Below are 22614 nucleotides of genomic sequence, written 5' to 3' on the forward strand. Positions count from 1 at the left end.
CCGAGCCCATGCCGCTCGTCGCGCGCGTGCTGATCGACTCGCCGCTGCCTCAGCTCGACCGCCTGTTCGACTACGCGATCCCGCCCGCCCTGCGCGCAGACGCCGTGCCCGGCGTGCGCGTGAAGGTTCCCCTCCGCACCGCGGGGCGGGTCGTCGAGGGGTATCTCGTCGAGGTGGTCGAGCGGCCCGAGCCGTCGGTCGCGGGCAAGCCGCTGTCCGAGCTCGACGCGGTCGTCTCTCCGGTCGCCGTGCTCACGCCGGAGCTCTACGCCCTCGCTCGCCGCGTCGCCGACCGCGCCGCCGGGTCGGCGAGCGACATCCTCCGCCTCGTCATCCCGAAGCGCATGGTGCGCGCCGAGAAGGCGTGGCTCGCCGCGCGCGTGGCGGCGGTGGCGGATGCCTCGGACGCCGTGGTCTCGGGTGGCGGGGATTCCGGTGCGACGGGTGCGGATGCCGCTGTTTCGGATGCCGGTGCCGCGAAGGCTGCCGATGCCGATGCCGATGCGGCTGCCGATGCCGGTGTTGTGGATGCGGGGGCTTCGGATGCCGAGGCTTCGGCCGCCGGGGCGTCGGACACCGCGGCGTCGGACGTCGAGTCCACGGAACCTGCGGCGGCGGGCGTCGCGTGGGCGCGAGGCATCCTGAGCGACTTCCCGGACCTTCCCGCCGCTCTCGCGGACCACGCCCGGATCGCCCTCGACGCACCGCCCCGCCCCGCGGCGGCGGGCCCGTACGGCGCGTGGGCGGAGCTCGTCAGCGCGATCGCGCTCGACACGCTCGCCCGCGGGGAGAGCACGCTCATCGTCGTGCCCGACCAGCGCGATGAAGACCAGGTGCTCGCGGTGCTCGCCGCGCATGCGCCGGAGGGCGTGGTCGTGCAGGGTGACGCGCGCCGGTCGGGGCCGGAGCGCTACGCCTCGTACCTCCGCCTCCTCGGCGGCGAGACGGCGATCGTCGTCGGAAACCGCTCGACGGTCTACGCGCCGGCGGCGGACGTCGGCACCGTGATCATCTGGGACGACGGCGATCCGCTGCTGTCCGAGCAGCTGAGTCCCGGCGTGCACGCGCGCGACGCCGCGCTCGTGCGGCAGGAGCTCGAAGGGTCGGCCCTCGTGCTCGCCGGGCACACCCGCACGACCGACGTCGAACGCCTCGTGCAGCTCGGCTGGGTGCGCGAGGTCACGGCGCGCCGGCGGGAGAGCCCGACCGTCGTGCTCTCGGCCACCCGCGATGGCGAGGCGCGCGGCCAGCGGGTGCCGTCGGCGGCGTTCGCCGCCGCGCGTGAGGCCCTGACCCACGGTCCGGTGCTCGTGCAGGTCGCCCGGCCCGGCTACGCCCCGGTGCTCGTCTGCGCGGACTGCCGCACGCCGGCCCGCTGCCCGCACTGCACCGGTCCGCTGCGCTCGCGCCGGCCGGGCGCCGCGCCGGAGTGCACCTGGTGCGGGCGGACGATCGGCTCGTGGGCCTGCGGCAACTGTCAGAGCACGCGCCTGCGGATGGCCTCGTCGGGCAGCGAGCGCACCGCCGACGAGCTCGGTCGCGCCTTCCCGAACACGCGGGTCATCGTCGCCGACGGCGAGCACCCGGTCACCCGCGTCGACGCGCGGCCCGCGCTCGTGGTCGCGACCCGCGGCGCCGAGCCGCACGCCGACGGCGGCTACCGCGCCGTCATCCTGCTCGACGGGGATCGGATGCTGCTGGCCGAGCAGCTGCGCATCGGCGAGTCGTGCCTGCGCTGGTGGTCGAACGCCGCCGCCCTCGCCGCGCCCGGCGCTCCCGTGCACCTCGTCGGCGTCACCGGACCGGTCGCCCGCGCGCTCGCGACGTGGACGCAACCCGCCTACGCCCGCGCCGAGCTCGCCGACCGCGCACCCCTGCACATGCCGCCGACCGTCCGCGTCGCCGCGGTCGAGGGCACGGCGACGAGCGTCGAGACCGCGCTCGGCGCGCTCCGCGAGGCGGTGCCGACGCTCGACGCCGGCGCCGTGCTCGGTCCGGTGCCGCGCGACGGCAGCGGCGCGGGGGGAACGGCCACCAGCGGCTCTTCCGGCCGACCGGCGGGCACCGGCGCGGGCACCGGCGCCGGGGTGCGCGCGTTGGTGCGCTTCGACTACGCGCTCGGCCGGCCGGTCGCCGAGGCGCTCCGCGCCGCGGTCGTCGCCGACGCGCTGCACGGCCGCTCGCGAGACCGACGGGCGGGCGCCGACCGGTTCGCCCCCCGGACTACGCTGAAAGTGCGTCTCGACGTGCCCGAACTCGACCTCTGAGCGAGCGGCCCCGTCGAGGCCGTCCGACGTCAGGTCCACGCGGCACGCGCGATCTGCAAGCCCCACCACACCGAGGATCTCCCATGCGCATCGTCTTCGCCGGAACGCCGGCGCCCGCGGTCCCGTCCCTCACGGCGCTGGCCGCCTCGGCGCACGAGGTCGTCGGCGTCGTCACCCGCACCGACGCGCCGCTCGGCCGCAAGCGCGTGCTCACCCCGTCACCGGTCGCCCAGGCCGCGGGCGATCTCGGCCTGCCCGTGATCAAGGCCGACCGCCTCGACGCCGACGCCACCGCCGCGATCTCGTCGCTCGCGCCCGATCTCGGCGTGATCGTCGCCTACGGCGGCCTCGTGCGCGAGCCGCTGCTCTCGACACCGCGGCACGGCTGGATCAACCTGCACTTCTCGCTGCTGCCGCGCTGGCGCGGCGCCGCGCCCGTGCAGCACGCTCTCATCGCGGGCGATCGCACCACCGGAGCGGCGGTCTTCCAGCTCGTGCCCGCCCTCGACGCCGGCGACGTGTTCGCCGAGCTCCGCTACGACGTGCCGCGCGAGGCGACGGCGGGAGAGGTGCTGGGCACGCTCGCCGAGCTCGGCGCGGGACTTCTCACCGGCGTCGTCGACGACATCGCCGCGGGCACCGCGGTCGCGACGCCGCAGCGGGGCGAGGCGACGCTCGCGCCGAAGCTCACGCTCGCCGACGGCGCGCTCGACCTCACCGCTCCCGCCGCCGTCGTCATCGACCGGTACCGCGGCACGACGCCCGAGCCCGGCGCCCACCTCCTCGTCGACGGTCAGCGCCTCAAGGTGCTCGCCGCGCTCCGCGGCCCCGACACCGCGGCGGATGCCGGGGTGCTCGCGCCGGGCGAGTTCGGCCTGTCGGGCCGCGACGTGCTCGTCGGAGCGGGGGAGGGCACCGTGCTGCTGAAGACGGTGCAGCCGGCCGGCAAGGGCGCGATGCCCGCGGCCGACTGGTGGCGCGGGCGGCGCGGCGACGCTCCGCGCGCGGTCCTCCCGGGAACGGAGACCCGATGAGCGACGAACGCGACCGCGCCGGGAAGAGCGGCGCCCGCGGGTCGGGCGCGAAGCGCGGGCCCCAGCATCCGATCGGAAAGAGCGGCCCCCACCGTGCGGGCGGCCCCGCCCGCCCGTTCGACAAGAACAGCACCACGGGCGGCACCGAGCGTCCGGCACCCGGCCGCGGCCCGCGCTGGGTCGCGTACGACACCCTCCGCGCCGTGCACACCTCCGACGCGTACGCCAACCTGCTGCTGCCGCGGGCGATCACGCGCGCCGGCCTCTCCGGCCCCGATGCGGCTCTCGCCACCGAGCTCACCTACGGGACTCTCCGCCGCGAGGGCACCTACGACGCGATCATCGCCGACGCCGCGGCGCGCCCCGTCTCGGCGATCGACCCCGCTGTGCTCGACGCGCTGCGCCTCGGCACGCACCAGCTGGTGGCGATGCGGATCCCCACCCACGCCGCCGTGAACGAGACCGTGCGCCAGGTGCGGCAGGCCGCCGGCAAGCCGGCCGCCGGCTTTGCCAACGCGGTGCTCCGGCGCGTCTCGGAGCGCACCCGCGACGAGTGGCTCGACCGGCTCGAAGCCGCCGCGCGCTCCGACGACGAGCGCCTCGCCGTCCGCTACGCGCACCCGGTCTGGGTCATCCGCGCCTTCCGCCGCGCCCTCGACGCCGAAGGCCGCGCCGACGAGCTGGCGCTGCTCCTCGAAGCCGACAATGTCTCTCCCGTCGTCACGTTCGCCGCGCTCCCGGGGCTCGCCGAGATCCCGGCGGGCGCCGAGGCCACGCCCTACTCGCCGATCGGCTTCCGTTCCGCCGGCGGCGACCCGGCGGCGCTCGTCACCGCGTCGGGCGGCCGCGTCCGCGTGCAGGACGAGGGCTCGCAGCTCGCCGCACTAGCACTCACTCGCGCGCTCCCGGTGCGCGAGGGGGAGCGCTGGCTCGACCTGTGCGCCGCCCCCGGCGGCAAGACGGCGGTCCTCGCCGCCGAGGCCCTCGCCCACGGCGCGCTGCTCGAAGCCAACGAACTGTCCCCGGCCCGCGCGGGCCTCGTGCGCGACTCCGTCGCCGGGGTGCCGCTCGAGGTGCCGGTCTCGGAGGAGGACGGACGTGCGCGCGCCGGCCGCGGCCGCTACGACCGCATCCTCGTGGATGCCCCGTGCACGGGCCTCGGCGCGCTCCGCCGGCGCCCCGAAGCGCGCTGGCGCAAGCAGCCCGCCGACGTACCCGCGCTCGCGACCCTGCAGGGCGAACTGCTCGACGCGGCGCTCGGCGCCCTCGCCCCGGGCGGCATCGTCGCGTACGTGACGTGCTCGCCGCACCTCGCCGAGACCGCGGCCGTCGTCGCCGATGCGCTCCGCCGCAACGAGGGGATCGTCGAACTCGACGCCCGCGGCGTCGTGGCATCCCTCTCGCTCTCGCCGATCGATCTGCCCGATGTCGCCGGCACCGGGCGCGCGCAGCTGTGGCCGCACCGGCACGGCACCGACGCGATGTCGATCTCCCTGCTGCAGCGCGCCTGACGGGACGCCTCCGCGCGGGGCGCCCTGACCGACACCGGGCGCCGGGATCAGGCGCCGCATCGGGCGCCGGCATCCGGCGCCGGGATAAGCCGCGATAATGGGGCTCATGCCCGACCTTCGCATCAACCCCAGCATCCTCTCGGCCGACTTCGTGAACATGCAGGCCGACCTCGAGCGGATCGCGTCGGCCGACTTCGTGCACGCCGACGTGATGGACAACCACTTCGTGCCGAACCTCACCTTCGGGCCGCAGATGGTCGAGCGCATCCAGCAGACGAGCCCCGTGCCGCTCGATGTGCACCTGATGATCACCGATCCCGATCGCTGGGCGCCGGGCTACGCCGAGATCGGCGCGGCCTCGGTGACCTTCCACCTCGAGGCGGCGACCGCCCCGATCACGCTGGCCCGCCGGCTGCGCCAGCTCGGCGCGCGCGCCGGCGTCGCGGTGAAGCCCGCCACGCCGGTCGAGGGACTCTACGACGTGCTCGACGAGTTCGACCAGATCCTCGTGATGACCGTCGAGCCCGGCTTCGGCGGCCAGTCGTTCATGGCCGACCAGATGCCGAAGCTCGCGCGGCTCCACGACGAGGCCCGTCGGCGCGGATCGCAGGTGTGGCTTCAGGTCGACGGCGGCATCTCCGAGTCGACGATCGCCCAGGCCGCCGAGGCGGGGGCGGACACGTTCGTGGCGGGCTCCGCCGTGTTCGGGGCCGACGACCCGGGCCAGGCGATCGAGGCGCTGCGCCGCGAGGCATCCGCGCACCAGCACTGATTCCGGGTTTTGGGGCCTTCGCCCGCACCCGGTCTGCGCCCGCCTCAGGCCTCCACGCGCACCGTGCCGCCGAGTCCGTCGACCTGCTCGCGCAGCACGGCGAGCGCCGCCGGCTGCAGCTGCGTCACGCGGGTGAGATCGACGAGGAGCGGCGCGCTCGCGGCGGGCAGCTCGACGTTCCGCAGCGCGTTGAGCACGCGTTCCGCGCCGCTGAAGGACAGCTCCCCGTCGAGGGCGACGCGCACCGTGCCGTCCTCGCCGTGCGAGACGGCCACGTGCGGGGTGGCGATGCTCTGGTGCTGCTCGAACACGTGGAGGCCCAGCGCGTCGGAGAGGCGCTCGAGCAGCCGCTGACCGCGGGTGCTGTTCCCGTACTCGTCGAGTCTCGGGCTGAACACGCCCACCCCAAACTGCGACGGCGAGATGGCGATGACCCCGCCGGACACGCCGCTCTTGGCGGGGAGGCCGACGCGGATCAGCCACGAGCCCGACGCGTCGTACATGCCGCAGCTGGTCATGACCGATACGACGTCGCGCGCCGTGCGCGCCGACACCACCTGCTCGCCGGTCACCGGGTGCCGCCCGCCGAAGGCGAGCGTGCCGGCCATCACGGCGAGGTCGGCGACGGTGACGAGCACGGAGCACTGCCGGAAGTACGCCTCCACGACCTCGTGCGGGTCGGTCTCGATCACGCCGTACGAGCGCAGCAGGTGGGCGAGCGCGCGATTGCGGTCGCCCGTCGACGCCTCCGACGCGTAGACCTCCTCGTCGACCTGCAGCGTCCGCCCCGCGAACCGCGAGAGGCCTTCGACGATCCGCGCCGCGCGCTCGCCTGCACTCGGCCCCGGGATGAGGCCGGTCGTGGCGATCGCGCCGGCGTTGATGAGCGGGTTGGCGGGGCGGCCGGTGCCCTCCTCCAGGCTGATCGCGTTGAACGGCTCGCCGCTCGGCTCGACGCCCACGTGGCGCAGCACCTCGTCGCGCCCGAGGGCGTCGAGGGCGAGGGCGAAGACGAACGGCTTGGAGATCGACTGGATCGTGAACGGGTCCTCGTCGCCGAGCGCGATCCGGCGCCCGTGCGGGTCGGCGATCGCCAGCGCGAGGCGGTCGGGATCGGCGGAGGCGAGTTCGGGGATGTACTGGGCGGTCTCCCCGGCATCCTCCCCGCGCACCTCGTCGAGCACGGACGTGAGCATCTCGCGGACGGGATCCATGCCTCCCACCCTAGCGAGCCGCGGCCGGCGTCATCGGGTCATCCGACCCGCACGCCCGCGTCATCGAGGCGCCGGGCGCGCGGGGGACCGGTAGCCTGTCAGGGTGAAGACGTTCGACGGCCTGTTCGCAGAGCTCACCGCCACCGCGGCGGCCCGCCCGGAAGGCTCCGGGACGGTCGCGCAGCTCGACGCCGGGGTGCACGCCATCGGCAAGAAGGTCGTCGAGGAGGCCGCCGAGGTGTGGATGGCCGCGGAGTACCAGACGGATGCCGAGACGGCCGAGGAGATCTCGCAGCTGCTCTACCACCTGCAGGTGATGATGCTCGCGAAGGGTCTGAGCCTCGAAGACGTCTACCGACATCTCTGAGCCGCTCCCGCCGACAACCGCCGACACCGAAAGACACCGCACCATGCTGCGAATCGCCGTACCGAACAAGGGGTCGCTGGCCGACACCGCCGCCGAGATGCTCGCCGAAGCCGGATACACCGGCCGGCGCGATCCGATAGACCTGCACGTCATCGACCCGATCAACGAGGTCGAGTTCTTCTACCTGCGCCCGAAGGACATCGCCACCTACGTCGGCTCCGGCGCCCTCGACGTCGGCATCACCGGCCGCGATCTGCTGCTGGATGCCCGGATGCCGGGCGCCCGCGAGATCGAGCAGCTCGGCTTCGGCGCCTCGACGTTCCGCTTCGCCGGCCCTCCCGGCGCGTTCGCCTCGCTCGGCGACCTCGAGGGTCTGCGCGTCGCGACGGCGTATCCCGGCCTCGTCGACGCCTACCTCGACGACCACGGCGTCGCGGTCGACCTCGTGCCCCTCGACGGCGCCGTCGAGTCCGCGGTGCAGCTCGGCGTCGCCGACGCCGTCGCCGACGTCGTCTCGACCGGCACGACGCTCCGCCAGGCGGGCCTCGAGATCTTCGGTCCGGTGCTGGTCGAATCGGAGGCGGTGCTGATCGGCGCTCCCGACGAGGCCGCCGGCACCGAGACGCTGCTCCGGCGCCTGCGCGGTGTGCTCGTCGCGCGCCGGTACGTGCTGATCGACTATGACCTGCCCGCCGACCTCGTCGATGAGGCCGTCGCGATCGCGTCGGGCATCGAGTCGCCGACGATCTCGCCGCTGCGCGACCCCGCCTGGGTCGCCGTGCGCGTCATGACGCCGCGCGCGAGCGTCAACCAGGTGATGGATGCCCTGTACGCGATCGGTGCGCGAGCGATCCTCGTCACGCCCATCCACAACGCGAGGCTCTGACATGGCTCTCGCGAGCCGCGTCATCCCGTGTCTCGACGTCGCCGCCGGCCGCGTCGTGAAGGGGGTCAACTTCGCGAACCTCCGCGACATGGGCGATCCGGTCGAGCTCGCCGCGGCGTACTTCGCGCAGGGCGCCGACGAGCTGACGTTCCTCGACGTCACCGCGACGGTCGATGCCCGGGCGACGACGTACGACGTCGTCCGGCGCACCGCGGAGGAGGTCTTCATCCCGCTCACGGTGGGCGGGGGAGTGCGCACCGCCGACGACGTCGCGCGCCTGCTCGCCGTCGGGGCCGACAAGGTCGGGGTGAACTCCGCCGCGATCGCCCGCCCCGCTCTCGTCGACGAGATCGCCGACCGGTTCGGCGCGCAGGTGCTCGTGCTCTCCCTCGACGTCATGCGCGCCCCCGGCGCGCACTCCGGGTTCGTCGTGACGACGCACGGCGGTCGCACCAAGACGGAGCTCGACGCCCTCGACTGGGCCCGCGAGGCGATCGACCGCGGCGCGGGCGAGCTCCTCGTCAACTCGATCGACGCCGACGGCACGAAGGACGGCTTCGACCTCGAGCTCGTCGGGCTCATGCGCGAGGTCTCGTCGGTGCCGGTGATCGCCTCCGGCGGGGCGGGATCGGTGAGCGACTTCGCCCCGGCGATCCACGCGGGCGCCGACGCCGTGCTCGCGGCATCCGTGTTCCACTCCGGCGAGCTCACCGTCGGCGCCGTCAAGTCGGCTCTCGCCGCCGACGGAATCGAGGTGCGCCGATGAGCGCCGAGCCCACCTCCGAGCCGACGTCCGACACCCTCGAGGCGCGCATCGCCCGCGTCACGTTCAACGCCGACGGCCTCGTGCCCGCGATCATCCAGCAGCACGACAGCGGCGAGGTGCTGATGCTCGGCTGGATGGATGCCGAGGCCCTCCGCCGCACGCTCACCGAGGGTCGCGTGACGTTCTGGTCTCGCTCGCGTCAGGAGTACTGGCGCAAGGGCGACACGTCGGGTCACGCGCAGTACGTGCAGGGCGCGCGCCTCGACTGCGACGGTGACGCCGTGCTCGTGACGGTCGATCAGATCGGCGCCGCCTGCCACACCGGCGACCACACCTGCTTCGACGCCGACGACCTGGCGCCCGCCGCGGGCGCCGCCGGTTCGCCGTCCGAGGGCGCGCTGTGATCGCACGGGCACGCATGCTCGGCGTGCTCGCGATCATCCTGGGCGGCGCCGTCGCCATCATCGGCTCGACGCAGCCGTGGCTCGAGGTGACGCTCCGCTCGGGCGCCACCGAGGCGCTGGCGGTGCCGGGCGCCTCGGCGCTGCCCCTGCTCGCCCCGCTCAGCCTCGCGGCGCTGGCGCTCGGTCTCGCCCTGACCGTCGTCGGCCGTGTGCTGCGCTACGTGTTCGGCGTGATCGCGACCGCCATCGGCGTCGTGCTGCTGATCGGCTCGGCGCGGATCGCGATCGAGCGGCCCCTGGATGCCGTGGCGTCGGTCGTCACGAAGGCGACCGGTCTGTCGGGCGCCGACGCGATCGCCGACCTCGTCGATTCGGTCACCGCGACCGCGTGGCCCGTCGTCGTCGCTCTCGCGGGGCTCGTGATCGCGCTCGGCGGCCTGTGGACGCTCGCCACCGCGCACCGCTGGCGCAGCGGCGGCCGCCGGTTCGAGCGCGACGGCGCGCACGCGTCGACCTCGGCGCCCGCCGGTGCGGCCAGCCGACGCGGCGAGGCCCCGGTCGCCTCTCGCGACCGGGCGATCGACTCGTGGGACGACCTGTCGCACGGCGACGATCCGACCGCGCGCTAGACTGATCGCGACCCGCCACGCGCCCTCGAGGCACACCGAAGGAGAACCATGAGCAGCATCGACGACCCCGGCCACGGACACTCGCCGGCCGCTTGGACCGCCGTGGTGATCATGCTCCTGGCCGTCACGCTCGGCACGCTGTTCTTCGTCCTCGACATGCCCGCGCTCGTCTGGGCATCGGTCGGCCTCCTCGTCGGCGGTGCGATCGTCGGATGGGCGATGTCCAAGGCCGGCTACGGCGCCTACGGCGACAAGTACCAGCCGAAGCAGCACTGATCATGCTGGCAGACCTCACCGCCGGCGCGGTGGAGGATGCCGAGGCCCGCGCCGCTCGTCGGCCGCTCGCCGACGTCGAACGCGACGCTCTCGCGCAGGCTCCCGCCCTCGACGCTCTGGCCGCGCTCGCTCCGGCGGAGCGCACGAAGATCATCGCCGAGGTCAAGCGCGCAAGCCCGTCGCGCGGCGACCTCGCCGACATCCCCGATCCCGCCCTGCAGGCGGCGAGGTACGAGGAGGGCGGTGCGTCGGCGATCTCGGTGCTGACCGAGGGACGCCGGTTCAAGGGCTCGCTCGCCGATCTCGAAGCCGTCAAGGCACAGGTGTCGCGGCCCGTGCTGCGCAAGGACTTCGTCGCCACGCCGTACCAGGTGCTCGAGGCCCGGGCATCCGGGGCGGACCTCGTGCTCCTGATCGTCGCCGCGCTCGAGCAGCCCCTGCTGCAGCAGCTGCACGATCTCGTCCGCGAGCTCGGCATGACCCCGCTCGTCGAGACGCACTCGCGCGAAGAGCTGTCCCGCGCCGCCGACCTCGGTGCGACGCTCATCGGCGTCAACGCGCGGAACCTGTCGACGTTCGAGCTCGACCGCGACCTCTTCGGCTCGCTCGCCGGAGAGTTCCCGGAGGACGCCGTGAAGATCGCCGAGTCGGCGGTCATGGCCCCCGTCGACGTGGCGCACTACCGCGCGGCGGGCGCCGACGTCGTGCTCGTCGGCGAGGCGCTCGTCACGAACGACCCGGTCTCGACGCTGCACGCGTTCCTCGCAGCGGGCGACGTCCCGGCCGGGGAGCTCGCGGCGGGGGAGCTCGCGGCGGAAGATGTCACGGCCGAAGAAGGAGCATCCCGATGAGCCTGCGCGACCAACACGGCCCGTTCTTCGGCGAGTTCGGCGGCCGCTACATGCCCGAGTCGCTCATCGCCGCGATCGATGAGCTCACCGCGGTGTACGAGACGGCGATGGGCGATCCCGCGTTCGCGGCCGAGCTTGAAGCGCTGCTGCACTCGTACGCGGGCCGTCCCTCCGCGCTCACCGAGGTGCCGCGTTTCGCCGAGCACGCCGGCGGGGCGCGCGTCTTCCTCAAGCGCGAAGACCTCAACCACACCGGCTCGCACAAGATCAACAACGTGCTGGGCCAGGCGCTGCTCACGAAGCGCCTCGGCAAGACGCGCGTCATCGCCGAGACCGGTGCCGGACAGCACGGCGTCGCGACGGCGACCGCCGCGGCCCTCTTTGGGTTCGACTGCACGATCTACATGGGCGAGGTCGATACCGAGCGTCAGGCGCTCAACGTCGCCCGCATGCGGCTGCTCGGCGCGGAGGTGATTCCGGTCACGACGGGATCGCGCACCCTGAAGGACGCGATCAACGAGGCGTATCGCGACTGGGTGGCCTCGGTCGAGACGACGAACTACATCTTCGGCACGGCCGCCGGCCCGCACCCGTTCCCCGCGATGGTGCGCGATTTCCAGAAGATCATCTCCGAAGAGGCGCGCGCGCAGCTGCTCGAGACGACCGGGCGCCTCCCCGATGCGGTCATCGCCTGCGTCGGCGGCGGGTCGAACGCGATCGGGATGTTCGACGCGTTCCTCGACGACGAGGGCGTGCGCCTGTACGGCGTCGAGGCCGCCGGCGACGGCGTCGAGACCGAGAAGCACGCGGCATCCATCGAACGGGGACGCCCCGGCGTGCTGCACGGCGCGAAGACATACGTGCTGCAGGACGAGGACGGGCAGACCGTCGAGTCGCACTCGATCTCGGCAGGCCTCGACTACCCCGGGGTCGGCCCCGCGCACGCCTGGCTCTCCGACATCGGGCGTGCCGAGTACATCCCCGCGACGGATACCGAGGCGATGGACGCCCTGCGGCTGCTGAGCCGCACCGAGGGGATCATCCCCGCGATCGAGTCGGCGCACGCCCTCGCCGGGGCGCTCCGGATCGGCCGCGAGCTGGGGCCGGACGCGATCCTCGCGGTGAGCCTCTCCGGCCGCGGCGACAAGGACATGGACACCGCCGCCACGTGGTTCGGGCTGTACGACGAGGGCGAACGGCCCGTCGAGACCCCTCCCGCCGACGATGCCGCGCGCGGAGAGGGGATCGAGCTGTGAGCCGCGTCGCCGCCGCGATCGACGCCGCCGAGGCCGCCGGCCGAGGCGCCTTCGTCGGCTACCTGCCCATCGGCTACCCCGACCTGCAGACCTCGATCGACGCCGCGGTCGCCCTCGCCGAATCGGGTGCCGACGTGCTCGAGCTCGGTCCGCCCTACTCCGACCCGGTGATGGACGGCGTCGTCATCCAGGAGGCGACCCAGGCGGCCCTCGCCGCCGGCTTCCGCCTGCGCGACACCTTCACCGCGGTCCGCGAGATCGCCGCGCGCACCGACGTGCCGATCCTCGTGATGACGTACTGGAACCCCGTACTGCAGTACGGCGTCGACCGTTACGCCGACGACCTCCTCGCCGCCGGCGGCGCGGGGCTCATCACCCCCGACATCACTCCCGACGCGGCCGCCGAGTGGATCGCCGCCTCCGAGCGCACCGGGCTCGACCGCGTGTTCCTCGCGGCGCCGACCTCGACCGACGAGCGCCTCGAGATGATCGCCCGGGCATCCACCGGCTTCGTCTACACCGTTTCGACGATGGGCATCACGGGGGAGCGCGCCGAGCTGGATGCCGCGGCGCGCGGTCTCGTCGCACGTCTGCGCGAGCACGGCGTGCCGCGTGCGTGCGTCGGCATCGGCATCTCGACGCCCGAGCAGGTCGCCGGCGTCGTCGAGTACGCCGACGGGGCGATCGTGGGCACCACGCTCGTGCGCGCGCTCCGCGACGGCGGGGTCGAGGGCCTGCGCGCCGAGGCGCGCGCCCTGGTATCCGGCACCCCCCGCTGACCCCCCACCCATCCCCGCGAGCCGCTATCCCGCGGCCGAGCCGCCTCGTTCTGTGCGGGCCATATCGTGCCGGCTCGGCCAAAGCTTGGCGGGTCGGCGAAAGTGGGGGGATGCCTCGTGGGGGGCGGGGCGCGTGGGGTGGTGCGCGGGGCGAAGTAGACTGCCGTTCGTGCTCTTTTCGTCCTCCGTGGCCCTGTCGATCCCCAGTCCGCCGGTCAGCTCCTTCCAGCTCGGCCCGCTGACGATCCACTTCTACGCGCTGTGCATCCTCGCCGGCATCGTCGCGGCGGCCATCATGACGAACCACCGGCTCACGAAGCGCGGCGCCGAGCCGTGGGTCGTGATCGACATCTGCCTGCTCGCCGTGCCGCTGGCGATCATCGGCGCGCGCATCTTCCACGTCGTCACCCACTGGGGCTTCTACTTCGGCGAGGGCAAGGACTTCTGGGCGGTCTTCCGCATCTGGGAGGGCGGCATCGCGATCTTCGGCGCCCTCATCGGCGGCGCGATCGGCGCGTGGCTCGGCTGCAAGTGGACCGGAATCCGGTTCTGGACGTTCGCCGACGCCCTCGCTCCGGGCCTCCTCCTCGCCCAGGCGATGGGCCGGTTCGGCAACTGGTTCAACCAGGAGCTCTACGGCCTCCCCACCGACCTGCCCTGGGGTCTTCAGATCGACTACCCGAACGCCGCGTGGCCGGTCGGCCTGCCCGAGGGCACCCTGTTCCACCCGACGTTCCTCTACGAGGCCATCTGGAACGTGCTGGGCGTCATCTTCCTGCTCTGGGCCGATAAGCGCTTCACCCTGCAGTGGGGACGCCTCTTCGCGCTCTACCTCGTCTGGTACAGCGCCGGGCGGATCGTGTGGGAGAACATCCGCATCGATCCGAGCGAGGTCTTCCTGGGCCTGCGCACGAACGTGTGGGCCGCGATCATCGGCGTCGTGGTCGGTCTCGTGATATTCTTCGTGCAGAAGCGCCGCCACCCGGGCCTCGAGCCCTCGCCCTACTACCCGGGGCGCGAATGGACCGGCGGCGGGAATGTACAATCACAGGACACCGATGCATTCGTCGACGTCAGCGCACCCCCGACGTCCGAATCCACCGCGGACACCGCCACAAGCACAGTCGTCTCCAGGTAACACCCCGCAGGACATCAGGGCCGACGTCGTCCCCGTCTCAGCAAGACTATGAGGACGGTAGCTATGGCCTCCAGCCCCCGTCGTGAAGACACCACCCGGCACGCCTCCGCGTTCCCCGTCAAGCAGGGCATGTACAACCCTGCCTTCGAGAAGGATGCCTGCGGGCTCGCGATGGTCGCGACGCTCCGCGGCGAGCCGGGGCACGACATCGTGCAGCTGGCCCTCGAGGCGCTTCGCAACCTCGAGCACCGCGGTGCGATCGGCTCCGACGCGGGTACGGGAGACGGCGCCGGCATCCTGACGCAGATGCCGGATGCCTTCCTCCGCGCGGTCACGCACTTCGACCTGCCGCCGGCGGGTGAGTACGCGGCGGGCATGGCGTTCCTGCCGCGCGACGACGACGAGCGCGCCGCCGTCAAGGCAGGCGTCGAACAGATCGCCGCCGCCGAGGGGCTGACGGTGCTCGGCTGGCGCGAGGTGCCGACGGTGGAGGAGCACCTCGGCAAGCTCGCCTACGCCGCGCGCCCCGCATTCGAGCAGCTGTTCGTCTCGCGCCCCGCCGTCGGCGACGCGCCCGCGCTCGCGGGCATCGACCTCGACCGCCGTGTCTACCGGCTGCGCAAGCGTGCACGCCGCGAGCACGACGCCTACTTCGTGTCGCTGAGCGCCCGCACGCTCGGGTACAAGGGCATGGTCACGACCCTCCAGCTCGAGCCGTTCTACCCCGATCTGCAGGACGAGCGCTTCGAGAGCGAGCTCGCCGTCGTGCACTCGCGCTACTCGACGAACACGTTCCCGTCGTGGCCGCTTGCGCAGCCGCTGCGGATGCTCGCCCACAACGGCGAGATCAACACCGTCGGCGCCAACCGCAACTGGATGCGCGCCCGCCAGTCGCAGCTCGAGTCCGAGCTCGTCGGCGACATCCGCCCGCTCCTGCCGATCTGCACGGGCGGCGCGAGCGACTCGGCCTCGTTCGACGAGGTGCTGGAGCTGCTCACCCTCACCGGGCGCAGCCTCCCGCACGCGATCATGATGATGGTGCCTGAGGCCTACGAGAAGCAGACCGGCATCGCGCCCGACCTCCGCGCCTTCTACGAGTACCACTCGATGCAGATGGAGCCGTGGGACGGCCCCGCCGCGCTGATCTTCACCGACGGCACCCTCGTCGGCGCGACCCTCGACCGCAACGGCCTGCGCCCCGGACGCTGGACCGAGACGACCGACGGACTCGTCGTGATCGGCTCGGAGACGGGCGTGCTCGACTTCGCCCCCGAGCGCATCAAGCGCCGCGGACGCCTCCGCCCGGGGCGCATGTTCGTCGTCGACACCGCCCAGCAGCGGATCATCGAGGACGACGAGGTCAAGCGCGACCTCGCGGCCCTCCAGCCCTGGCAGGAATGGCTCGACGCGGGTCGGGTGCGCCTGAAGGACCTCCCCGAGCGCGAGCACATCGTGCACCCGATCGCCTCGATCACGCGCCGCCAGCGGACGTTCGGCTACACCGAGGAAGAGGTGCGCATCCTCCTCACGCCGATGGGCCAGAACGGCGCCGAACCGCTCGGCGCGATGGGGTCGGATGCCCCGATCGCGGTGCTCAGCGAACGGCCGCGCCTGCTCTTCGACTACTTCGTGCAGCAGTTCGCGCAGGTGACCAACCCGCCGCTCGACTCGATCCGCGAAGAGGTCGTCACCTCGCTCGCCCTCGGTCTCGGTCCGGAGCGGAACCTCCTCGATTGGGGGCCCGACCACACCCGCACGATCACCCTCGACTTCCCGGTGATCGACAACGACGAACTGGCGAAGCTGCAGAACATCGACAAGGCGCTGCCGGGCCGGCGGTCGGTGACCGTGCGCGGGCTGTACCACGCCGCGAAGGGGCCGGATGCCTTGGAGCACCGCCTCGACGAGATGTGCGCCGAGGTCGACGCGGCGATCGAGCAGGGTGCCGAGTTCATCATCCTGAGCGACCGCGACTCGAACAAGGACCTCGTCCCGATCCCATCGCTGCTCATGCTCTCCGCAGTGCACCACCATCTCATCCGCCGTGAGAACCGCATGAAGGTCGGTCTCGTCGTCGAGGCGGGCGACGTGCGCGAAGTGCACCACGTCGCGACGCTCATCGGATACGGGGCATCCGCCGTCAACCCGTATCTCGCGATGGAGACCGTCGAGTACCTCGTGCGCGCGGGCTTCATCGCCAGCGTCACGCCCGAGAAGGCGGTCAAGAACCTCATCTACGCGCTCGGCAAGGGCGTCCTGAAGATCATGTCAAAGATGGGCATCTCCACGGTGTCGTCCTACGCGGGGTCGCAGGTCTTCGAGGCCGTGGGGCTCTCGGAGGAGGTGGTCGCGAAGTACTTCACGGGCACCGAGACGAAGCTCGGCGGCATCGGCATTCGCGAGATCGCCGCCGAGAACCAGGCGCGCCACGACTACGCCTATCCCGAAAACGGCGCCGTCCGTGCGCACGAGCGGCTGTGGACCGGCGGTGAGTACCAGTGGCGCCGTGACGGCGCACCGCACCTGTTCAACCCCGACACGGTGTTCCGTCTGCAGCATTCGACGCGGGCTCGCCGCTACGACATCTTCCGCGAGTACACGAAGCTCGTCGACGACCAGGCATCCGAGCTCAAGACGCTCCGCGGCCTGTTCCGGCTGAAGACGGGGGAGCGCCAGCCCGTCCCGATCGACGAGGTCGAGCCCGTCGAGTCGATCGTGAAGCGGTTCTCCACCGGCGCGATGAGCTACGGCTCCATCTCGAAGGAGGCGCACGAGACCCTCGCGATCGCGATGAACTCCATCGGCGCCAAGTCGAACACCGGAGAGGGTGGCGAAGACGTCGACCGCCTGCTCGATCCCGCTCGCCGGAGCGCCATCAAGCAGGTGGCCTCGGGCCGGTTCGGGGTCACGAGCATGTACCTCACGCATGCCGACGACATCCAGATCAAGCTCGCCCAGGGCGCGAAGCCCGGCGAAGGCGGCCAGCTGCCGCCCGGCAAGGTGTACCCGTGGATCGCCCGCACCCGCGGCGGCACCGCCGGCGTGGGCCTCATCTCCCCGCCTCCGCACCACGACATCTACTCGATCGAAGACCTCAAGCAGCTGATCTTCGACCTCAAGCGCGCGAACCCGGCAGCCCGCGTGCACGTCAAGCTCGTCAGCCAGTCGGGCATCGGCGCGGTCGCCGCGGGCACTGCCAAGGCCCTCGCCGACGTCATCCTCGTCTCCGGCCACGACGGCGGCACGGGCGCGTCCCCGCTCAACTCCCTCAAGCACGCCGGCACTCCGTGGGAGCTCGGCCTCGCCGAGACGCAGCAGACGCTCATGCTCAACGACATGCGCGACCGCGTCGTCGTGCAGGCGGACGGGCAGCTGAAGACCGGCCGCGACGTCATCATCGCCGCGCTCCTGGGCGCCGAGGAGTTCGGGTTCGCGACGACGGCGCTGGTGGTGGAGGGCTGCGTCATGATGCGGGTCTGCCACCTCGACACCTGCCCCGTCGGTGTCGCAACCCAGAACCCGGTGCTGCGCAGCCGCTTCACAGGCAAGCCCGAGTTCGTGGTGACCTTCATGCAGTTCCTCGCCGAGGAGGTGCGCGAGTACCTCGCCGACCTGGGGTTCCGTTCGCTCGACGAGGCGATCGGGCGCAGCGACCTGCTCGATGTGAACGGGGCGATCGAGCACTGGAAGGCGTCGGGGCTCGACCTCGCGCCGATCCTCGACGGCCCCGCCTTCGCCGACGACGTGCCACGCCGTCACGCCCGCGACCAGGACCACGAGCTCGAGAAGCACTTCGACGTGCCGCTCATCGAGCAGGCCCAGGACGTCATTGCGCACGGCGGCCACTTCGAGGTGTCGCTGCCGATCCGCAACACCGAGCGGGCCGTGGGCACGATGCTCGGCAACCGGGTGACCCTCGCCCACGGCGAGCACGGTCTGCCGGCCAGCACCATCGAGATCAACCTCACGGGGTCCGCCGGGCAGTCGTTCGGCGCGTTCCTTCCCGCCGGCATCACGCTGCGCCTCGAGGGCGACTCGAACGACTACGTCGGCAAGGGGCTCTCTGGCGGACAGATCGTCGTCCGCCCGCCGCAGGGCGCCACGTTCGACGCCTCCCGCAACGTCATCGCCGGCAACGTCATCGGCTACGGCGCGACGCAGGGCAGCATGTTCCTGCGCGGTATCGTCGGCGAACGGTTCCTCGTGCGCAACTCGGGTGCCACCGCCGTCGTTGAAGGCGTCGGAGACCATGCCCTCGAGTACATGACCGGTGGACTCGCCGTGATCCTGGGGGCAACGGGGCAGAACCTCGGCGCCGGCATGTCCGGCGGCTCCGCGTACGTCTACAAGCTCGACCGCGAACTGGTGAATCGTGAGGCGCTCGCCAGCGGCGAGCTGGAGCTCCTTGGGCTGGGGTCGGGCGACGTGGAGATCCTCCGTGATCTGCTCGAACGCCACGTCGCCGAGACGGGGTCGACCCTGGCATCCGCGCTTTTGGACGACTTCGAGGCGGAGGCCGAGAACTTCGTCCGCGTGCTGCCGCGTGACTACGCGGCCGTGCTGCAAACCCGACAGGACGCCGCCGCCGAGGGGCTCGACCCCGACAGCGACGTCGTCTGGACCCGTATCCTGGAGGTGACCGGTGGCTGACCCCAAGGGCTTTCTGAAGACCACCGAGCGCGAGCTCCCGGCGCGTCGGCCGGTTCCCGTGCGCATCATGGACTGGAAAGAGGTGTACGAGCCGGGCGACTCGGCCGTGCTCCGTCGCCAGGCCGGACGCTGCATGGACTGCGGCATCCCGTTCTGCCACAAGGGCTGTCCGCTCGGGAACCTCATCCCCGAGTGGAATGACCTCATGTGGCGCGGCCAGGGCCGGGCCGCGATCGAGCGGCTGCACGCGACGAACAACTTCCCGGAGTTCACCGGCCGGCTCTGCCCGGCGCCGTGCGAGTCGTCGTGCGTGCTGGGCATCAACCAGCCCGCCGTCACGATCAAGCAGATCGAGGTCTCGACGATCGACGAGGCCTTCGCGAACGGCTGGGTCGAGCCGGTGCCGCCGGGGCGCCTGACCGGCAAGACCGTCGCCGTCGTGGGCTCGGGCCCCGCAGGTCTCGCCGCCGCGCAGCAGCTGACGCGCGCCGGCCACACCGTCGCGGTGTTCGAGCGCGACGACCGCATCGGCGGACTGCTGCGCTACGGCATCCCCGACTTCAAGATGGAGAAGCGCCACCTCGAATCGCGCCTGCGCCAGATGCAGGACGAGGGCACGCGCTTCCGCGCGGGCGTCGAGATCGGCGTCGACATCACGTGGAGCGAGCTGCGGGCGCGCTACGACGCCGTCGTCATCGCGACCGGATCGACCGAGGCCCGCGACATCCCCATCCCGGGGCGCGATCTCGACGGCGTGCACTTCGCGATGGAGTACCTCGTCGAGTCGAACAAGGCGGTCGCGGGCGACCAGGTGTCGCACCAGATCCACGCCGAGGGTAAGCACGTCATCGTGATCGGCGGCGGCGACACGGGCGCCGACTGCATCGGCACCGCGCACCGTCAGGGCGCGCTCAGCGTGACCAATCTCGCGATCGGCAAGCAGCCGCCGACGGCGCGCCCCGACCACCAGCCGTGGCCCACCATGCCCACGCTGTTCGAGGTCTCCTCCGCCCACGAAGAGGGCGGGGAACGCACGTACCTGGCATCCACCGTCGAGTTCCTCGGCAACGAGGCGGGCGAGGTGCGCGGTCTGCGTCTTGCCGAGACGGCGTACCTGCCCGACGGTCGCCGCGTGCCCAAGAGCGGCACCGAGCGCGAGATCCCCGCCGACCTCGTTCTCATCGCGATGGGTTTCACCGGCCCGGAGCGCGGCACGCTCGAGGAGCAGCTGGGTACCGTGTTCACGGGCCGCGGCAATGTCGAGCGCGGTGACGACTACCAGTCGACCGCTCCCGGCGTATTCGTGGCCGGGGACGCCGGCCGTGGCCAGTCGCTGATCGTCTGGGCGATCGCGGAGGGTCGCGCGGCGGCCGCGGCGGTGGACGAATACCTCATGGGTCGCACCAACCTGCCTTCGCCCGTCGGGCCGAGGGACATCGCAATCGGTCTCCAGCCCGCGTAGGCTGGATCCACCCTCGAAACCGAACACAGACCGGAGATCAGTCAGTGAGACGCGCGAAGATCGTCGCCACCCTGGGGCCCGCCACCGAGTCGTATGAGATGATCCGTGCGATCATCGACGCCGGTGTCGACGTGGCCCGCTTGAACCTCAGCCACGGCTCCTACGCCGAGCACGAAGGCCGTTTCGCCAACGTGCGCAAGGCTGCCGACGACGCGGGCCGCGCCGTCGCCATCCTCGTCGACCTGCAGGGGCCGAAGATCCGTCTCGGCAAGTTCAGCGATGGACCGCACGAGCTCGCCGTGGGCGACACCTTCCGCATCACGACGGACGACGTCGTGGGCACCCGCGACCTCGTCGGCACGACATTCAAGGGTCTCGCGGGCGACGTGAAGCCGGGGGACTCCCTCCTGATCGACGACGGCAAGGTACGCGTGCAGGTCGAGAGCGTCGACGGCCCCGTCGTGACGACGAAGGTGGCCGTCCCGGGCACGGTTTCGAACAACAAGGGCATCAACCTGCCCGGCGTCGCCGTGAGCGTCCCCGCGCTTTCGGAGAAGGACGAGCAAGACCTGCGGTGGGGGCTGCAGGCCGGAGCCGACCTCATCGCCCTGTCGTTCGTGCGCGACGCCGCCGACATCACCCGTGTGCACGAGATCATGGCGGAGGAGGGGCGCAAGATCCCCGTCATCGCGAAGATCGAGAAGCCGCAGGCCGTCGACAACCTCGAAGAGATCATCGACGCCTTCGACGGCATCATGGTCGCCCGCGGCGACCTCGCCGTCGAGCTGCCGCTCGAAGCCGTCCCGATCGTCCAGAAGGAGGCTGTCGAGCTCTGCCGCCGCATGGCGAAGCCGGTCATCGTCGCGACGCAGATGCTCGAGTCGATGACGTACTCTCCGGTGCCCACCCGTGCCGAGGCATCCGACGTCGCCAACGCCGTCCTCGACGGCACCGACGCGGTCATGCTCTCGGGCGAGACGAGCGTCGGCAAGTACCCGGTCCTCACGGTGCAGACGATGGCCCGCATCGTCGAATCGACGGAAGACCACGGTCTCGAGCGCATCCCCCCGGTCAGCGCGAAGCCCCGCACGCAGGGTGGCATCATCACGCTGGCCGCGAACGAGGTCGCCGAGTTCGTCGGGGCGAAGTTCATCTGCATCTTCACCGAGTCGGGCGATACCGCGCGTCGCATGTCGCGCCTGCGCCCAGGCATCCCGATGATGGCGTTCGCGGTCGACCCCGCGATCCGCCGTCGTATGGCGCTCACGTGGGGCGTGCAGTCGACGCTCGTCGAGCACGTCGCGCACACCGACCTCATGTTCATCCAGGTCGACGAGTTCTTCCTCGGCCAGGGACTCGCGAAGGAAGGCGACAAGGTCGTCGTGATCTCGGGTTCGCCTCCCGGAATCATCGGATCGACCAACGACATCCGCATCCACAAGATCGGCGACGCCGTCAACGGCAACGCGCCCATCTACCAGTCGGAGAAGTAGTCGGTCGACAGACATGACGAAGGGCGGATGCCGGGGGAGACCCCGCATCCGCCCTTCGGCGTTCTCACGCTCGTGCCGGTGGTGGGAGTCGAACCCACACGCCCTTTCAGGCAACCGAGTTTGAGTCGGTCGCGTCTGCCATTCCGCCACACCGGCGCACGTCCAGAAGAGACTATCGCAGGTGCGCCCTCTCGCTGGCTCTAGGATGGACAGGTGACTGAGCAGGAACTGAACCCCGCCTCGAACCCGTCTGCCCCGCGCCGGGTCGTCGTCGCCGAGGATGAATCGCTGATCCGCCTCGACATCGTCGAAATCCTCCGCGACAACGGCTTCGACGTCGTCGGAGAAGCCGGCGACGGTGAGACGGCCGTCCAACTGGCGACCGAGCTGCGCCCCGACCTCGTCATCATGGACGTGAAGATGCCCGTCCTGGACGGCATCTCCGCCGCCGAGAAGCTGAGCAAGAACCACGTCGCCCCCGTCGTGCTGCTGACGGCCTTCAGCCAGAAGGAGCTCGTCGAGCGGGCGAGTGAAGCCGGCGCCCTCGCGTACGTCGTGAAGCCCTTCACGCCGAACGGCCTGCTGCCGGCGATCGAGATCGCCCTCGCCCGCTACGAGCAGATCATCACGCTCGAGGCCGAGGTCGCCGATATGGTCGAGCGCTTCGAGACCCGCAAGCTCGTCGACCGGGCCAAGGGCCTCCTCAACGAGAAGATGGGCCTCAGCGAGCCGGAGGCGTTCCGTTGGATCCAGAAGGCGTCGATGGACCGTCGCCTCACGATGCAGGACGTCGCCAAGGCGATCATCGAGCAGCTCTCGCCCAAGAAGGCCTGACCCGCCGCCGCGCCCCGCGTGCGGG

19 protein-coding genes and 1 tRNA gene are annotated in these 22614 nt (G+C 71.8%); 18 read left to right on the forward strand and 2 right to left on the reverse strand.

Going from position 1 to position 22614, the window contains the following annotated elements:
• Positions 1-8: 8 nt before the first annotated feature.
• From LOK55_RS03430 to rpe, 4 genes are all read left to right on the forward strand, one after another.
• Complete coding sequence (locus tag LOK55_RS03430) at positions 9-2267, forward strand: primosomal protein N' (RefSeq protein ID WP_229934261.1); 2259 nt, start codon at positions 9-11, stop codon at positions 2265-2267.
• An 83-nt stretch (positions 2268-2350) separates the two neighbouring features.
• Positions 2351-3301: a methionyl-tRNA formyltransferase gene (gene fmt / locus LOK55_RS03435; protein WP_229934262.1), complete on the forward strand. Its 951-nt coding sequence runs from the start codon at positions 2351-2353 to the stop codon at positions 3299-3301.
• Positions 3298-4812, forward strand: a complete 1515-nt coding sequence (locus tag LOK55_RS03440) for an RsmB/NOP family class I SAM-dependent RNA methyltransferase (protein ID WP_229934263.1) — start codon at positions 3298-3300, stop codon at positions 4810-4812. The genes fmt and LOK55_RS03440 overlap by 4 nt, the downstream gene beginning before the upstream one ends.
• 97 nt (positions 4813-4909) lie before the next feature.
• Entirely contained in the window at positions 4910-5584 is a 675-nt protein-coding gene (gene rpe, locus LOK55_RS03445) for a ribulose-phosphate 3-epimerase (protein WP_141379730.1), read from the forward strand.
• A gap of 44 nt (positions 5585-5628) precedes the next feature.
• Here rpe and glsA read toward each other — a convergent pair whose 3' ends face one another.
• Positions 5629-6798: a glutaminase A gene (gene glsA, locus LOK55_RS03450; protein WP_229934264.1), complete on the reverse strand. Its 1170-nt coding sequence runs from the start codon at positions 6796-6798 to the stop codon at positions 5629-5631.
• Between the two features lie 103 nt (positions 6799-6901).
• Between glsA and LOK55_RS03455 the strand changes: the two genes are divergently transcribed.
• From LOK55_RS03455 to pyk, 13 genes are all read left to right on the forward strand, one after another.
• A complete protein-coding gene (locus LOK55_RS03455) occupies positions 6902-7165 on the forward strand; it encodes a phosphoribosyl-ATP diphosphatase (protein WP_141379732.1) in 264 nt (87 codons plus the stop codon).
• A gap of 43 nt (positions 7166-7208) precedes the next feature.
• Positions 7209-8051: an ATP phosphoribosyltransferase gene (gene hisG, locus LOK55_RS03460; RefSeq protein ID WP_229934265.1), complete on the forward strand. Its 843-nt coding sequence runs from the start codon at positions 7209-7211 to the stop codon at positions 8049-8051.
• A gap of 1 nt (position 8052) precedes the next feature.
• Positions 8053-8817 carry an imidazole glycerol phosphate synthase subunit HisF gene (gene hisF / locus LOK55_RS03465; RefSeq protein WP_196323188.1) on the forward strand — a complete coding sequence of 255 codons (765 nt, stop codon included), beginning with the start codon at positions 8053-8055 and terminating at the stop codon, positions 8815-8817.
• The gene (gene hisI / locus LOK55_RS03470; RefSeq protein WP_229934266.1) at positions 8814-9221 is read left to right on the forward strand and encodes a phosphoribosyl-AMP cyclohydrolase; all 408 of its coding nucleotides are present in this window, start codon (positions 8814-8816) and stop codon (positions 9219-9221) included. The genes hisF and hisI overlap by 4 nt, the downstream gene beginning before the upstream one ends.
• The gene (locus tag LOK55_RS03475) at positions 9218-9850 is read left to right on the forward strand and encodes a Trp biosynthesis-associated membrane protein (RefSeq protein ID WP_229934267.1); all 633 of its coding nucleotides are present in this window, start codon (positions 9218-9220) and stop codon (positions 9848-9850) included. Before hisI ends, LOK55_RS03475 begins: the two co-directional genes overlap by 4 nt.
• Positions 9851-9898: 48 nt before the next feature.
• Positions 9899-10126 carry a DUF6704 family protein gene (locus tag LOK55_RS03480; RefSeq protein ID WP_229934268.1) on the forward strand — a complete coding sequence of 76 codons (228 nt, stop codon included), beginning with the start codon at positions 9899-9901 and terminating at the stop codon, positions 10124-10126.
• A gap of 2 nt (positions 10127-10128) precedes the next feature.
• Positions 10129-10977: an indole-3-glycerol phosphate synthase TrpC gene (gene trpC / locus LOK55_RS03485; RefSeq protein ID WP_229934269.1), complete on the forward strand. Its 849-nt coding sequence runs from the start codon at positions 10129-10131 to the stop codon at positions 10975-10977.
• Positions 10974-12233: a tryptophan synthase subunit beta gene (trpB, locus tag LOK55_RS03490; RefSeq protein ID WP_229934270.1), complete on the forward strand. Its 1260-nt coding sequence runs from the start codon at positions 10974-10976 to the stop codon at positions 12231-12233. The genes trpC and trpB overlap by 4 nt, the downstream gene beginning before the upstream one ends.
• Entirely contained in the window at positions 12230-13012 is a 783-nt protein-coding gene (gene trpA, locus LOK55_RS03495) for a tryptophan synthase subunit alpha (RefSeq protein ID WP_229934271.1), read from the forward strand. The genes trpB and trpA overlap by 4 nt, the downstream gene beginning before the upstream one ends.
• A gap of 169 nt (positions 13013-13181) precedes the next feature.
• Positions 13182-14150 carry a prolipoprotein diacylglyceryl transferase gene (gene lgt / locus LOK55_RS03500; protein WP_229934272.1) on the forward strand — a complete coding sequence of 323 codons (969 nt, stop codon included), beginning with the start codon at positions 13182-13184 and terminating at the stop codon, positions 14148-14150.
• 63 nt (positions 14151-14213) lie between these two features.
• Entirely contained in the window at positions 14214-18800 is a 4587-nt protein-coding gene (gltB, locus tag LOK55_RS03505) for a glutamate synthase large subunit (RefSeq protein WP_229934273.1), read from the forward strand.
• On the forward strand, positions 18793-20262 hold the full coding sequence (locus LOK55_RS03510; protein ID WP_229934274.1) for a glutamate synthase subunit beta: 1470 nt from the start codon (positions 18793-18795) through the stop codon (positions 20260-20262). Before gltB ends, LOK55_RS03510 begins: the two co-directional genes overlap by 8 nt.
• A gap of 44 nt (positions 20263-20306) precedes the next feature.
• Positions 20307-21755 carry a pyruvate kinase gene (gene pyk / locus LOK55_RS03515; protein WP_229934275.1) on the forward strand — a complete coding sequence of 483 codons (1449 nt, stop codon included), beginning with the start codon at positions 20307-20309 and terminating at the stop codon, positions 21753-21755.
• 73 nt (positions 21756-21828) lie between these two features.
• Here the strand turns inward: pyk and LOK55_RS03520 are convergent.
• Positions 21829-21911, reverse strand: a tRNA-Leu gene (locus tag LOK55_RS03520).
• A gap of 57 nt (positions 21912-21968) precedes the next feature.
• Between LOK55_RS03520 and LOK55_RS03525 the strand changes: the two genes are divergently transcribed.
• Positions 21969-22589 (forward strand): ANTAR domain-containing response regulator, encoded by a 621-nt coding sequence (locus LOK55_RS03525; protein WP_229934276.1) that lies wholly within the window; start codon positions 21969-21971, stop codon positions 22587-22589.
• The last annotated feature ends 25 nt before the right edge of the window (positions 22590-22614 follow it).

The sequence above is a fragment of the Microbacterium sp. F2E genome (genome assembly GCF_020905435.1).
GTDB classification, from domain to species: Bacteria; Actinomycetota; Actinomycetes; order Actinomycetales; family Microbacteriaceae; genus Microbacterium; species Microbacterium lacticum.

Coding starts and splice junctions, on each gene's coding strand:
- hisI (WP_229934266.1), top strand. CDS start 8,814: ATGAGCGCCGAGCCCACCTCCGAGCCGACGTCCGACACCCTCGAGGCG.
- gltB (WP_229934273.1), top strand. CDS start 14,214: ATGGCCTCCAGCCCCCGTCGTGAAGACACCACCCGGCACGCCTCCGCG.
- hisG (WP_229934265.1), top strand. CDS start 7,209: ATGCTGCGAATCGCCGTACCGAACAAGGGGTCGCTGGCCGACACCGCC.
- fmt (WP_229934262.1), top strand. CDS start 2,351: ATGCGCATCGTCTTCGCCGGAACGCCGGCGCCCGCGGTCCCGTCCCTC.
- LOK55_RS03430 (WP_229934261.1), top strand. CDS start 9: ATGCCGCTCGTCGCGCGCGTGCTGATCGACTCGCCGCTGCCTCAGCTC.
- LOK55_RS03480 (WP_229934268.1), top strand. CDS start 9,899: ATGAGCAGCATCGACGACCCCGGCCACGGACACTCGCCGGCCGCTTGG.
- trpB (WP_229934270.1), top strand. CDS start 10,974: ATGAGCCTGCGCGACCAACACGGCCCGTTCTTCGGCGAGTTCGGCGGC.
- trpC (WP_229934269.1), top strand. CDS start 10,129: ATGCTGGCAGACCTCACCGCCGGCGCGGTGGAGGATGCCGAGGCCCGC.
- rpe (WP_141379730.1), top strand. CDS start 4,910: ATGGGGCTCATGCCCGACCTTCGCATCAACCCCAGCATCCTCTCGGCC.
- glsA (WP_229934264.1), bottom strand. CDS start 6,798: ATGGATCCCGTCCGCGAGATGCTCACGTCCGTGCTCGACGAGGTGCGC.
- hisF (WP_196323188.1), top strand. CDS start 8,053: ATGGCTCTCGCGAGCCGCGTCATCCCGTGTCTCGACGTCGCCGCCGGC.
- LOK55_RS03440 (WP_229934263.1), top strand. CDS start 3,298: ATGAGCGACGAACGCGACCGCGCCGGGAAGAGCGGCGCCCGCGGGTCG.